Consider the following 13,626-nt stretch of genomic DNA (forward strand, 5'->3'; position numbering starts at 1 on the left):
TGCGCGGCCGGATTCCGACGAAAGTCGTCCGTGACCGCACGGGGAAGGGGGGATGGCCGGGCCGGGGCTCAGGAGCGTTGGATAGGCTGGAAGTCCACCGCTGAGCGCCGAGGAACCCCGCCATATGACCGATCTCATCGACACCACGGAGATGTACCTGCGCACGATCCTCGAGCTGGAAGAGGAGAACATCGTGCCTCTTCGTGCGCGCATCTCCGAGCGCCTCGGGCACTCCGGCCCGACGGTGTCGCAGACCGTCGGGCGCATGGAGCGTGACGGACTCGTCGTCGTCTCCGAAGACCGGCGACTCGAACTCACCGACGCCGGTCGCCAGAAGGCCGTCGATGTGATGCGCAAGCACCGTTTGGCCGAGCGCCTCCTCAGCGACGTCATCGGGTTGGACTGGGCGTACGTCCACGAGGAGGCGTGCCGGTGGGAGCACGTCATGAGCGAGCAGGTCGAGCGTCGCCTGGTCGAACTCCTCGGTCACCCCACCGAGTCGCCCTACGGCAACCCCATCCCGGGACTCGATCAGCTCGGCGACCACCCGGCCAACACTTTCGAGCAGGGTGTCGTGGGCCTTGTCCGTCGACTCAACGAGGCCGGCGCGCCGATCGCCGGGACGGTACGGCGCCTCGCCGAGCCCGCGCAGGTCGATCCGGAACTGCTGCAGCAGCTCAAGGCAGCCGGGGTCGTCCCCGGCGCTCGCGGCGATTACCGGTTCAACGAGGGCTACGTCCTGCTGCAGATGGACGGCAGCGACGAGGGCCTGGAACTGCCGATCGAAGTGGCCTCGCACATCTTCCTCGTCGACGACCAGCACTGATCCTCCCCAGCCGGGTCTCGCTGGCAGTTGTCCACGGGATTTGTGGTCAGCGTGACATATTCGTTACCTTCCGGTAGCGTTCATCCCGTCCCCAGGTGAAAAGCCCCACCGTCGGACCCCGCGCAGGCTGCCTCATCGGCTCGTCGTCTGCGGAGGGTGAAGCCCGCATATCGTCCCCAACTGAGTCCCGACGAGCCAGTGCCGACAGGCGCGGAGGCGCCGGAGGAACTATTGGCTGAAGATATCGATTCGGTCGGATCTGCACCCGAGCAGAACACGACCGACACGACCCGCCGCGCCCGAGCGCGCACCTCGACTCGCGCCAAGGTGCGGCCCCCGGCGAAGGCGAAGGCGCCTCGTGCCGCCGCACGACCCACCCGTCAGCGCCCGCTCCGCTCGGGGAAGGCTGCGCCGCTGCGCAGCGCTGCGGTCCTGACGATGGTCGCCGGTCTGATCGCCACCGTCGCGCTGCCGGCCTATGCGGCCTGGCAGCCCGAGGAGGAGTCGCGGACCTTGCAACAGATCGCCGCCGACGATGCGCAGTCGCTCGTCGTGGCCTCGGACGCATCCGCGGTTCAGCTCCAGCGCAGCAGCTACGCAGCCACCACGGCGGAGGAGATCGAGAAGAAGAAGGCCGCCGAAGCCGCTGCCGAGCGTGCTCGCGTCCGTGCCGCCTCCTCCCCGGTATCGCTGTCGTCGATCGACCTGACCATGACCGCTCCGGGCTCCGGCGAGGTCCGCTGGCCGCTGTCGGGCTTCAAGCAGGGCCGTGGCCTCGGCGACTCCGGCTACCACCAGGGCGTCGACCTGCTCGCCGGATGCGGCACACCGCTGTTCGCCGCCGCCGGCGGTGTCGTGCGCGTCTCGCAGGAGAGCTTCGGCGGATACGGCGTGGCGGTCACGATCGATCACGTCATCAACGGCCAGCGGGTCAGCACCCTGTACGGCCACATGACCTATGGCAGCCGCGTCGTCCGGGCGGGCGAGAGCGTCGCCGCCGGGCAGCTCATCGGCGTCGTCGGGTCGACGGGCAGTTCCACGGCGTGCCACCTGCACTTCGAGGTGCACGTCAACGGCGGCGTCGTGGACCCGTGGGGCTGGCTCCAGTCCAACGCCAGCTGAGACTTCGCAAAGGCGGCGTGCCGGGGAATGGTTCCCGACACGCCGCCTTTTCGTTCCCCGAGGCGATCCCCGGGCGTGTCGCGTGGGTTAGCCTGTCAGCGACGCTGAGAGAAAGCGGAGGAGCCGATGGGCATCACACCACGCATTCGCACCACGGATGCGCTCGGTCTGCTCGTCCTTCGGCATCGTGGAATCGGACGCCGCGGCTCGGCCGTGGCGTTCTGGCGCTGTCTGTGAAGACAGCGCCTTTTTCATAACCTGCGCTCCTTGATCCGTCGCATGTCGAATATCCGAGAATCCGTCCCGGCCATTCGAGAGGAAGCGGAATGCGCACATTGGTGCTCAACGCGGGCTATGAGCCGCTCGCTGTCGTGTCGTTCAAGCGAGCGCTCGTGCTCGTGATGGACGAGAAGGCCACCGTGATCGAGCGGGTGGAGGGCGACCCCGTGTGGGCGGCCGCAGGGGCCTACGACCGCCCCGCGGTCATCCTCCTCACCCGCTACGTGCGAGTGCCCGGTGCGCGCCGCATCCCGGTCACGCGAAGAGGCGTGCTGCGCCGCGACGGGCATCGCTGCGCCTACTGCGGCAAGACAGCATCCACGATCGACCACGTCTTGCCGCGCTCGCGCGGGGGCGCGGACTCGTGGGAGAACCTGGTCGCGTGCTGTCTTCGCTGCAACAACCTCAAGGGCGACCGCACGCCGCAGGAGATGTCGTGGAGTCTGCGGCTGATCCCGGGTGCCCCCCACGGGACGCAGTGGACGGTTCGCGGCACCGACCGCGCCGACCCGCGCTGGGAGCCCTACCTGGCTCTCGCCGCCTGACCTCTCCTGCCCCTGACGGTTACGGACGGTTTTCGTCGCTTCGCGGCGTCCCAGAGCGACGAAACCGTCCGTCATCGTGAGGGGATGCGGAATGTCGGAGGGCGTTCGTATCTTCGAACCACGGGATTGAGACCGTAGAACAAATGTTCTAGCCTGTGGGAATGAGGGCGATCGTGCGGACCGAGGCGGAAGCGCTGAGCGACGTACGCGAGCTGCGCGCGCAGCTCGAGCGTATGCAAGGCCGCCGTCTGGACGCTCCCGCGATGCCGACCCATCCCGCGTTCGCCGGTCTCCTTCCCGGGGGAGGGCTGCGGCCCGGGTCGGCCTATACCCTCGCCCCCTCGACCGCGCTGCTGCTGGCACTGATGGCGCGACCGTCGCAAGACGGCGCGTGGTGCGCGGCCGTGGGCATGCCCGAACTGGGTGTCGAAGCCGCCGAGCGCTATGGGCTCGACCTCGACCGGCTCGTCTTCGTCCCCGAACCGGGTCCGCGGTGGCTGGCGATCACCGCGACGATCGCCGAGGTGATGCCCGTGGTCGCCGTGCGCCCGCCCGCGCGTGTGACCGACGGCGAGGTCTCGCGGCTGTCCGCCCGCTTGCGCGATCGCGGAACCGTGCTGCTCGTCCAGGGCGCGTGGCCGCAGGCCGAGGCGACGATCGATGTCGCCGATCCGCGCTGGGAGGGCCTGGGCGCCGGGCACGGATACCTCGCCGCACGCGAACTGACCGTCTCGGTGACCAGCCGGCGCTCGCCGTCGGCACGCCGAGCGCGGATGCTTCTTCCCGCCGCCGACGGCACCGTGTCGTTGCTCGGGCCTGCCGCCGAAGCATCCCGCCCCCGCCTGGAGGCGGTGCCGGAGTTCTCCGAGGTGAGGGCGGTGGGCTGAATGCTCGCACCCGTACGCAGCCTCGTGCTGTGGTTTCCCGACTGGCCGGTGACGGCGCTCTCCCTGGACGGCGCCGCCGCCGAATCCGGTGCCCTCGACCCGGCTGCGCTCGACCCGGACGCGCACACGCTGCACCCGCAGAGCTCCATCGCCGTGTTCGAGCACAACATCGTCGTGGCGTGCTCGGATGCGGCCCGTGCCTCCGGCGTCCGGCGCGGGCAGCGACGACGGGACGCGCAGGCGGTCAGCCCCGGGCTCGTGATCGTTCCCGCCGATCCCGTGCGCGACGCCCGCGCCTTCGCACCGATCGTCGCGCGCATCGAAGAACTCGCCCCCGGCGTGCAGATCGTCCGCCCGGGGCTGTGCGCCCTGCGCGCCCGCGGGCCCGCGCGGTACTACGGCGGTGAGGACGAAGCCGCCCGGACGCTTCTGGCCGCCCTCGTCGCCGACGGCATGACGGGGGTGCGGGCAGGGGTCGCCGACGGCCTGTTCACGGCCCAGCTCGCCGCACGTGCCACCCGCGCGGACGCCCCGGTGCGGATCGTGCCCTCGGGGGAGGCGGCGCCGTTCCTCGCGCCGTTGTCGGTGGGGGTGCTGGAGTCGGCGGGGGCCGGATCGACCGCATCCCGTGAGACGGCGCTGCCCGAACTGCTGGCACGGCTCGGGGTGCACACCCTCGGCGCTTTCGCGGCGATGGAGGTCGAACGTGTGCGCGACCGCTTCGGGGAGCAGGGCGTGCGGCTGCACGCCCTCGCGGCCGGTCGCGACTCCCGCCCGGTCGAACCCCGCACCCCGCCGCCCGAGCTGCACCGCGAGGTGTCGTTCGAACCGCCCCTGGAACTGGCCGAGCAGATCGCCTTCGGGATGCGCATCGCCGCCGATGAGTTCGTGCAGGGCCTCGGGGAGCGTCACCTGGTGTGCACGGAGTTGCGGGTCGAGCTGGTCGGCGACCGGGGAGAGCGCAGCGAGCGGGTGTGGCTGCATCCGGGGTCGTTCGACGCGTCCGCTGTGGTCGACCGGGTGCGGTGGCAGCTCGCCGAAGACGCGCAGAGCGTCCTCGGCAGCGGCGTCGCTCGCGTGAGGATCTCGCCCGAGGCCGTGGATGAGGCATCCCATCACGTGATCGGGCTGTTCGGTGCTGGTCCGGAAGAGCGCGTGCATCACGCCCTCTCGCGTGTGCAGGCGATGCTCGGTCATCGCGGGGTGCTCACCCCGGCCGTCGGCGGCGGGCGCTGGCTCACCGAACGGCAGGTGCTCGTGCCGTGGGGGGATCGAGCGGTCGTGGCGAAAGAACGCGCCCGCCCGTGGCCGGGAAGCCTGCCCGATCCGCTGCCGACCACCGTCTACCCGCAGCCGCGCCCGGTGGGTGTCACCGATGCCGCCGGCGGAACCGTGGTGGTGGGGGAGCGCGAGGTGCTGAGCGCGCAGCCGGCGCTGTTCGCGGTCGGTGGTCGGCGCGGCCGCATCCGGTCGTGGGCTGGGCCCTGGCCGATTCGCGAACGGGGGTGGGATGCGGTGCGCCGGCGTCGCGCGCACCGTTTCCAGGTGGTCGATGACGACGGGGTCGCCTGGCTGCTCGTCGAGGAGAACGGCGTCTGGACCGCCGAGGGCCGCTATGACTGACCCTTCGTCTCGCACCTCAGCCCCGTCCCGAGTGGCCGGCCCGGGCGAGGACATCTGCCGAGCCGAGGACGGAGGACGCGCCTTCGCTCCTCTGCTCGGCAGATCTCCTCTGCCCAGCCGGGCAGGAACGGGCCGCATCCGGTCCTGTTCCGGCCGCACCCGGTCCCTGAGCCGGGCGGAGGCACGCTGATGGGCTTCCACAACCCGCCCGTGCCGTGGTCGGAGATCGAACGCACGCTCAGTGATCGACGTCGCCCCGGCACGGTTCCCGCCGGAGCCGACGGCGGCGACAGTCCGGCGTGGTCGCGCAAGCGCGGACCCTACGTGCCCCCGGCCATCGAGCGTCCCGCCGACACCGTGCCGTATGCGGAACTGCACGCCCACTCGTCGTACTCGTTCCTGGACGGCGCATCCTCGCCCGAAGAACTCGCCGAGGAGGCCGAGCGCCTGGGGCTCCACGCGCTCGCGGTCACCGACCATGACGGCTTCTACGGCATCGTCCGCTTCGCCGAGGCCGCCGAGTCGCTGCAGCTGGGCACCGTCTTCGGCGCGGAGCTGTCGCTGAACCTGCCCGGGCCGCAGAACGGCGAACCCGATCCGGTCGGCTCGCATCTGCTCGTGCTCGCGCGCGGGGAGGAGGGGTACCACCGGCTCGCGGCGGCGATCACGTCCGCGCAGCTGCGCGGTGCGGAGAAGGGGCGGCCGGTGTACGACCTCGACGAGCTCGCCGAACGGGCCGGCGGTCCCCACGACCCGCAGTGGGCGGTGCTCACCGGCTGCCGTAAGGGGCCGGTCCGTCGCGCGCTCGCCGAGGACGGCCCGGATGCGGCGGCCGCCGCGCTCGACCGGCTCGTCGAGCGCTTCGGCCCCGATGCGGTGCACGTCGAGCTGATGGATCACGGTAATCCGCTGGACTCGCGCCACAACGACCTGCTCGCCGCGCTCGCCGCCGAGCGGAAGCTGCCGGTGCTCGCCACCAACAACGTGCACTACGCGGCCCCCGAACGGGAACTCCTGGCAGCGGCCGTCGCCGCGGTGCGGGCGAACCGGGGCCTCGACGAACTCGACGGATGGTTGCCCGCCCACGCCGGCGCCCACCTGCGCTCGGGGGCGGAGATGTCCCGGCGGTTCGCGCGGTATCCCGGCGCGGTGGCGCGCACCGTGACCCTCGCCGATGAGCTCGCGTTCCCCCTGCGGCGCGCCAAGCCCGCGCTGCCGAAGCAGAAGGTGCCCGACGGGCACACGCCGATGTCCTGGCTGCGGCACCTCGTCTGGGAGGCGGTGCCGCGCAAGTACCCCGACCTGAAGCCGAAGGATCGCGACCGCATCGAGCGCGAGCTCGGGGTGATCGAGATGAAGGACTTCCCCGGCTACTTCCTCATCGTCTACGGCATCGTGCAGGAGGCCCGCCGCCGAGGCATCCTGTGCCAGGGGCGCGGGTCGGCGGCCAACAGCGCCGTGTGCTTCCTGCTCGACATCACCGCGGTCGATTCGATCGCCTACGACCTGCCGTTCGAGCGGTTCCTCTCGAGCCTCCGCGACGAGGAACCCGACATCGACGTGGACTTCGACTCCGACCGGCGCGAGGAGATCATCCAGTGGGTCTACCGCCAGTACGGCCGTGACCGCGCCGCGCAGGTGGCCAACGTCATCCAGTACCGGCCGAAGAACGCCGTCCGCGACATGGCCAAGGCGCTCGGGCACTCGCCGGGGCAGCAGGACGCGTGGTCGAAGCAGGTCGAGCGATGGGGGGCGGCGCTGGATACCGGGGCCGATCACGACATCCCCGATCAGGTGCTGGCGTACGCCACCGAACTGCTGAAGGCGCCGCGGCACCTGGGGATCCACTCCGGCGGCATGGTGCTCACCGACCGCCCGGTGGGGGAGGTGGTGCCCATCGAGCACGCGCGCATGGAGAACCGCACGGTCATCCAGTGGGACAAGGACGATGCCGCCTGGATGGGGCTGGTGAAGTTCGATCTGCTGGGCCTCGGGATGCTGGCGGCGCTGCAGTACTGCTTCGACCTCATCCGCGATGCGACGGGGGAGGTGTGGGAGCTCGCGACGATCCCGAAGGAGGAGAAGGCCGTCTACGACATGCTGTGCCGCGCCGATTCGATCGGGGTGTTCCAGGTCGAGTCCCGCGCGCAGATGGGGTTGCTCCCGCGTTTGCAGCCGCGCCGGTTCTACGACCTCGTGGTGCAGATCGCGCTCGTCCGCCCCGGGCCCATCCAGGGAGGCGCCGTGCATCCGTTCGTCCGGCGCAAGCTCGGCCAGGAGAAGGTGACCTATGCGCACCCGAAGCTAGAGCCGGTGCTCGAGCGGACGATGGGCGTGCCGGTGTTCCAGGAGCAGCTCATGCAGATGGCCGTCGCGGTGGGGGACTGCACGGCCGAGGATGCTGATCTCCTCCGCCGGGCGATGGGATCCAAGCGCGGCGTGGAGCGGATCGAGAAGCTCCGCGAGAAGCTGTACGCCGGAATGGCCCGCAACGGACTCACTGGCGAGGTCGCCGACGGGATCTACGCGAAGATCCAGGCGTTCGCGAACTTCGGGTTCGCCGAATCCCACTCCCTCTCGTTCGCCCTGCTGGTCTATGCGAGCTCGTGGATCAAGCTGCACTATCCGGCCGCGTTCCTGGCCGGGCTGCTGCGCGCTCAGCCGATGGGGTTCTACTCGCCGGCGACGCTGAGCGCCGACGCCCGCCGGCATGGTGTCGAGGTGCGCCGACCCGACCTGCTGCGCTCGGGCGTCCAGGCAACCCTCGAACCCGTCACGGATTTCGAGGAGATCCCGGAAAGCGAGGATGCTGCGGCCCGATCCGGTCCTCGATCCGCGCGATCTCCTCGGTTTTCGCCCGCCGGGCCGGGCGAGCCGGCCGGATCCACCGCGGATTTCGAGGGGATCCCGGAAATCGAGGATGCTGCGGCCCGATCCGGCCCTCGATTCGCGCGATCTCCTCGGTTTTCGCCGGCCGGGGCCACCGGCCTGCCCGCGTGCGCTGACCGCCACCAGCCGCCGGTCGGCGATTTCGATCCGAAGGCCCCCGACGAGTCGGATGCGCACCGCCGCGACGGGCGGTTCGCGGTGCGTCTGGGACTGGCGGAGGTCACTGGGATCGGTGCAAAGGTGGCGGAGCGCATCGTGACCGAGCGGGAGACACGAGGGGAGTATCGCGATCTGCGCGACCTCGTGCGCCGGACCGGCCTCACCGCCGCCCAGCTGGAGGCGCTCGCCACGGCGGGTGCGTTCGACAGCCTCGGCATCAGCCGCCGCGAGGGGATCTGGCTGGCCGGCTCCGCGGCGCAGGACCGCGCCGAATTCCTGCCCGAGTCGATGGTGTCGGTGCAGCCGCCGCTGTTCCCCGACCCCACGAGTTATGAGGTGCTCGCGGCCGACCTGTGGGCGACGGGCATCTCACCGGGCGATCATCCCCTCACGCATTACCGCTCCCAGCTCGATGCGCGGGGGGTTCTCACCTCGCGAGAACTGCGCACGCACGAGAACGGCCGGCGCGTCGAGGTCGCCGGGCTCGTGACCCACCGGCAGCGGCCGGCCACGGCATCCGGCATCACCTTCCTCAACCTCGAGGACGAGCACGGCCTGGTCAACGTGATCTGCTCGGTCGGTGTGTGGAACCGTCATCGGCGCGTGGTGCGGGAATCTCCCGCGCTCATCGTGCGGGGGATGCTGGAGCGTTCGGTCGAGGGGGTGACCAACCTCGTGGCGGACCGGTTCGAAGACCTGCGGGTGGGGGTGTCGCACACCTCACGAGACTTCCGGTGATCGGGCTGCCGAATAGACTCGACGCGACCCGGCTCTCGCGGAAGGACCGACATGACCGACGCCCCTCAGTTCCCTCCGGGGTGGTACGCCGACCCGGACAACCCCTCCGTCCATCGCTGGTGGAACGGATCGGCGTGGACCGAGGCCCGACAGCCGGCTTCCGCCGCCGCACCCGCCCCGGCCGCCCCGGCCGCCGTGCCCGCCCCGGCCACCGCCGCCGCGGCCGCCGCTGCCCCTGCGGCGCCCGCACACCCCACCCCCGCCCCGGCGCAGCCCGCGTACCCGACCTATGCGTCAGCGCCCGCGGCGTACCCGGCCTATCCGTCGGCCCCCACGGCGCCCGCCCCCGAGCGTCGTGACATCCCGACCGAGACGCCGTGGATCTGGCTCATCGTCTTCCTGCCGCTGGTCACCTTCCTGCCCCTGTTCTTCATCGACTGGCGTGGGTTCCTCGAGGACAGCATCAACGACTCCCTCGAGTCGCCCTCCAACGCGTGGGCGGCCTCGTTCACCGGCGCCACGCTGCTCCTGACCCTCCTGGGATACCTGGTCATCGCCGCGCAGGTGGCGTTCGCCTACCTCGACTGGCGGGCGCTGCGCGCACGCGGGATCGACAAGCCGTTCCATTGGGCGTGGATCTTCTTCACGCTGATCGTCAGCAACGGCGTCTACGTCATCGGTCGCGGCGTGATCCTCCGTCGGCAGACCGGCAAGGGTCTTGCCCCCGTGTGGGCGTGGATCGCGGTGACGGTGCTCAGCATCGGAGTGGGTGCGGCCTTCGCCGTCTACCTCCTCAACGAGGTGTTCACCCTCATCTCGATCTACGACGCCGGCTCGCCCTTCTAGCCCGTCGAAAAGAGGAGACATGGCCACCGAGCAGATCGACCCCACCGACCAGATCGACCCCACCGCGAAGCCGTGGTCGTCGGGATGCGCCGAGTGCGACGCGGCGGGCGGATGGTGGGTGCACCTCCGCCGCTGTGCGGCGTGCGGGCATGTGGGATGCTGCGACGATTCGCTCGGTCGTCATGCGACCGCGCACTGGCAGAGCGCGGGCCACCGTTTCATCCAGAGCTTCGAGCCGGGGGAGGACTGGTGGTGGGACTACCAGGAGCAGGCCTCCATCGAAGGTCCGGAGCTGGCGCCTCCCACCAGTCGCCCCGAATCCCAGCCGTCACCCGGCCCGGAAGGCCGGGTTCCGAACGACTGGCGGCAGGCGTTGCGTCGCGCATCGTCGGAGTGAGAATCCGCTGTGACGCGTCACGCCTGGGCGCGTAGTACGAGCGCCGCGGCGCCGAGGAGCGGACTGTCGCTTCCGAGCTGGGCTCGCATGATCCGCGCACGCGCGAGGAACGGGTAGGGCGCGGCGGCGTCGCGGGAGGCGCGAACAAGATCGACGTAGTCCTCCGCGACGTGGGAGAAGCCGCCGCCGATCACGATGAGCTCGAGGTCGAGGAGCGCGCTGGCCGATGCCAGCGCGGAACCGACCGCGGCGGCGCTCCGACGCACCGCGGAGCCGGCGATCGCGTCATTGGCGGCATACGCGGCGGCGAGCTCCTCGCCGGTGCTGCCCTCCCAGCCCTGTTCGCGCGCCCATCGGACCACGTTCGGACCGCTCGCTACGCGCTCCACCGTCGCGTCGAGGCCATGGACTCCCGGGGCGGTGAAGCCGGCGACTTCGATCTGCCCGAGATGCCCGGCGTTGCCTGTGCTTCCGGCATAGGGGGCGCCGCGGGTGATGATGCCCCCGCCGATGCCGGTGGACACGATCATCCCCATCATGGTGCCGACATCGCGGCCGGCGCCGAGCCAGTGCTCCGCGATCGCGATGCAGAGCCCGTCCAGGGCGACGCGCACGGGGGTCGCGTGCAGGTGCGGGGGGAGGACGCGGCGGATCGCGGCCACGAGGGGAAACCCCGCGGCGTCAGGCAGGTTCAGCGGAGACACGGTCTGGCGTGCGGTGTCGAGAGGGCCGGCACTGCCGATACCGACCCCGACGATTTCCGCACCAGGCGGGATGGCGGCGACGGCTGCAGTGACGACGGTGGTGAGGGCGCGCTCCAGGTGTGACCGGTCGCTCTGCGCGCCGGTGGCCGCGCGGGCACGGGAGCCGGGCACCACGGCACCGGATTCGTCGACGAGGCAGGCTTCGATCTTGGTTCCGCCGAGGTCGACGGCGATGGCGAGCGGCACGACGGAAGCCTACTGGCCCCTCCGCCCGCCGGCTTCTGACGCGACAGAGACCTGGGCACCGGCGAGGTGACAATGCTCATCGGACCGTGGTTGAGACCACATGACCCAAGCCGCCTCGCCCCCGTTCCGTGCGTGCGGAAGGCTGCGTTTCACGCCGTAGCCTGGAGCGGTGAGCGGTGCAGTGGTCCTCGGAGATCTCACCGTCGTCTCCTGGATGCTGTTGGCACTGGGTTCGCTCGTCGTCGGGATGTCCAAGACGGCACTGCCGGGTGCGGGCGCCATCGCGGTCGCTCTGTTCGCCTCCGCGCTGCCCGCGCGCGAATCCACCGCGACGCTGCTGCTCCTGCTCATCGTCGGTGACATGCTGGCGCTCTGGGCCTACCGGCGTCACGCGCAGTGGCGGGCGCTCCTGCGACTGATCCCCGCCGTGCTTGCCGGCATCCTTCTCGGCGTGGTGTTCCTCGCCGTCGCCGACGATGCGTGGGTCAAGCGCGTCATCGGCGTGCTCCTGCTCATGGTGGTCGCCGTGACCCTGTGGCGGCGACGCGCGACGCGCGCTTCCGGGCGATCCCCGAGCGGCGGATGGCTCGCTGCCACCGTGTACGGCACCCTCGGCGGCTTCACGACCATGGTCGCGAACGCCGCCGGCCCTGTCATGTCGATGTACTTCCTCGCCGCCCGTTTCCCGGTGAAGGCGTTCCTGGGCACGGCCGCGTGGTTCTTCGCCGTCGTGAACGTCGCCAAGGTGCCGTTCGCAGCGGCCCTCGGGCTCTTCTCCGTCGACAGTCTGCTGATCGACCTGTGGCTGATACCGGCGGTTCTGGCCGGGGCGCTGCTCGGCCGGTTCATCGCCGGTCGCCTTCCGCAGGTCGTGTTCGAGCGTCTCGTGATCGGGCTGACGATCGTCGGGGCGCTCTATCTCCTCTGGTGACGCTCCTTAGTGACGCAGGGCGCTCAGGGCCTGGACGTTGTCGCACCCTGGCTGCGCCGACGCGTCCAGCGGGCGAGCAGGAACAGCACCACGCCCACGGCGAGGAGGATGCCGGCGAACAGCCACACCTCCGGCCGCTGCTGGGTGAGCAACAGGATGCAGGAGCCGATGCCCAGCACGGGGATGAACGTCCACACCCGGAAGTGCTCGTGCTCGACGTGATCGCGCCGCAGGACCAGGACCGAGACATTGGCACTGAGGAAGACGATGAGCAGGAGGAGCACGACCGTCTCGGCCAGTGTCGCCAGGTCTCCGACGAGCGTGAGGAGCATCGCCACGACGGTGGTGGCGACGATGGCCACCCACGGGGTCTTCCGCTTCGGCAGCACTCGCGCCAGGACGCTCGGCAGGAGGCCCTGCTCGGCCATCCCGTACGCGAGTCGGCTCGCCATGATCATCGTCAGCAGCGCACCGTTGGCCACGGCGATCAGGGCGATGAGGCTGAACAGCCACGGCGGGACGGGCACCCCGCTGGCTTCGACGACCTGCAGCAGCGGTCCGCTCGAGTCTTCCAGCTCCTGGGCGGGCAGGGCGATGGAACTTGCCAGCCCCACGAGCACGTAGACCACGCCGGCTGTCAGCAGCGCGGCGAACAGGGCGCGGGGGAAGGTGCGGGAGGGGTCCTTGACCTCTTCGATGACATTGGCCGACGTCTCGAACCCGACGAACGAGTAGTAGGCGATGATGGCGCCCGCGAGCACGGCAGGCCCGAAGGCCGCGCCCTCGGGAAGTTCCGTGACGCGCGACACGTCCCCACCGCCGCGGCCGAGGAGGATGGCGACCACGACCACCACGAGTACCAGACCGCTCACTTCGATGACCGTCATCACGAGGTTCGCCCCCATCGACTCGCGGATGCCGCGGGCATTCAGCGCCGCGACGATCGCGAGGAAGACGATGGCGACGGGGATGACGGGGAGGTCGATGAACGTGCTCAGGTACTCTCCCGCGAACGCGATGGACAAGCCCGCCGCACTGGTGACCCCGGCGGCGAGCATGCTGAAGCCGACGAGGAAGGACACCAGGGGGTTCTTGAAGGCCCGTTCGGCGAAGACGGCGGCGCCCCCGGCGCGCGGGTACTTCGTGACGAGTTCGGCATACGACCCGGCCGTCAGCAACGCGAGCAGGAGGGCCAGCAGAAGCGGAGCCCACAGCATCCCGCCCACCCGCCCGGCGAGCACGCCCATCAGCGCGTAGATCCCCGCACCGAGCACGTCACCGAGGATGAAAGCGAACAGGAGCGGCCCGGAGATGCCTCGCCGCAGACGCGTGGGCGGTTCCCTGTCTGTGGTCATCGTTTCACCGTAGGAGGTCCCCGCGCGCGCCGCCGTCGGGTTGACAGGGAGGCCGCGGACGCAACGGCCGCGCCCTTCT

General features: G+C 70.6%; 11 protein-coding genes. 9 read left to right on the plus strand and 2 right to left on the minus strand.

Going from position 1 to position 13,626, the window contains the following annotated elements; translation table 11 throughout:
* The first annotated feature begins 124 nt into the window (after positions 1-124).
* From AC4FS1_RS00465 to AC4FS1_RS00500, 8 genes are all read left to right on the plus strand, one after another.
* Complete coding sequence (locus tag AC4FS1_RS00465) at positions 125-826, plus strand: iron-dependent transcriptional repressor DtxR (protein ID WP_491151720.1); 702 nt, start codon at positions 125-127, stop codon at positions 824-826.
* A 231-nt stretch (positions 827-1,057) separates the two neighbouring features.
* Entirely contained in the window at positions 1,058-1,948 is an 891-nt protein-coding gene (locus AC4FS1_RS00470; RefSeq protein WP_491151722.1) for a M23 family metallopeptidase, read from the plus strand.
* A gap of 326 nt (positions 1,949-2,274) precedes the next feature.
* Positions 2,275-2,772: an HNH endonuclease gene (locus AC4FS1_RS00475; protein ID WP_491151724.1), complete on the plus strand. Its 498-nt coding sequence runs from the start codon at positions 2,275-2,277 to the stop codon at positions 2,770-2,772.
* A gap of 161 nt (positions 2,773-2,933) precedes the next feature.
* Positions 2,934-3,659, plus strand: a complete 726-nt coding sequence (imuA', locus tag AC4FS1_RS00480) for a DnaE2-dependent mutagenesis accessory factor ImuA' (protein WP_491151725.1) — start codon at positions 2,934-2,936, stop codon at positions 3,657-3,659.
* Positions 3,660-5,282, plus strand: coding sequence for a DNA polymerase Y family protein (locus AC4FS1_RS00485; protein ID WP_491151727.1), 1,623 nt, complete (start codon positions 3,660-3,662; stop codon positions 5,280-5,282).
* Positions 5,283-5,471: 189 nt separating this feature from the next.
* Positions 5,472-9,068, plus strand: a complete 3,597-nt coding sequence (locus tag AC4FS1_RS00490) for an error-prone DNA polymerase (RefSeq protein WP_491151729.1) — start codon at positions 5,472-5,474, stop codon at positions 9,066-9,068.
* Positions 9,069-9,119: 51 nt separating this feature from the next.
* Positions 9,120-9,914, plus strand: a complete 795-nt coding sequence (locus AC4FS1_RS00495; protein WP_491151731.1) for a DUF2510 domain-containing protein — start codon at positions 9,120-9,122, stop codon at positions 9,912-9,914.
* A gap of 19 nt (positions 9,915-9,933) precedes the next feature.
* Positions 9,934-10,311: a UBP-type zinc finger domain-containing protein gene (locus tag AC4FS1_RS00500; RefSeq protein WP_491151733.1), complete on the plus strand. Its 378-nt coding sequence runs from the start codon at positions 9,934-9,936 to the stop codon at positions 10,309-10,311.
* Between the two features lie 17 nt (positions 10,312-10,328).
* Here AC4FS1_RS00500 and AC4FS1_RS00505 read toward each other — a convergent pair whose 3' ends face one another.
* The gene (locus AC4FS1_RS00505) at positions 10,329-11,261 is read right to left on the minus strand and encodes an ROK family protein (RefSeq protein ID WP_491151734.1); all 933 of its coding nucleotides are present in this window, start codon (positions 11,259-11,261) and stop codon (positions 10,329-10,331) included.
* A gap of 214 nt (positions 11,262-11,475) precedes the next feature.
* Here AC4FS1_RS00505 and AC4FS1_RS00510 point away from each other — a divergent pair, with 214 nt between their 5' ends.
* Entirely contained in the window at positions 11,476-12,192 is a 717-nt protein-coding gene (locus AC4FS1_RS00510; protein ID WP_491155603.1) for a sulfite exporter TauE/SafE family protein, read from the plus strand.
* Positions 12,193-12,215: 23 nt separating this feature from the next.
* Here AC4FS1_RS00510 and AC4FS1_RS00515 read toward each other — a convergent pair whose 3' ends face one another.
* Positions 12,216-13,547 carry an APC family permease gene (locus AC4FS1_RS00515; protein WP_491151735.1) on the minus strand — a complete coding sequence of 444 codons (1,332 nt, stop codon included), beginning with the start codon at positions 13,545-13,547 and terminating at the stop codon, positions 12,216-12,218.
* Between the last annotated feature and the right edge of the window lie 79 nt (positions 13,548-13,626).

The organism is Microbacterium sp. Z12_35 (assembly GCF_058310475.1).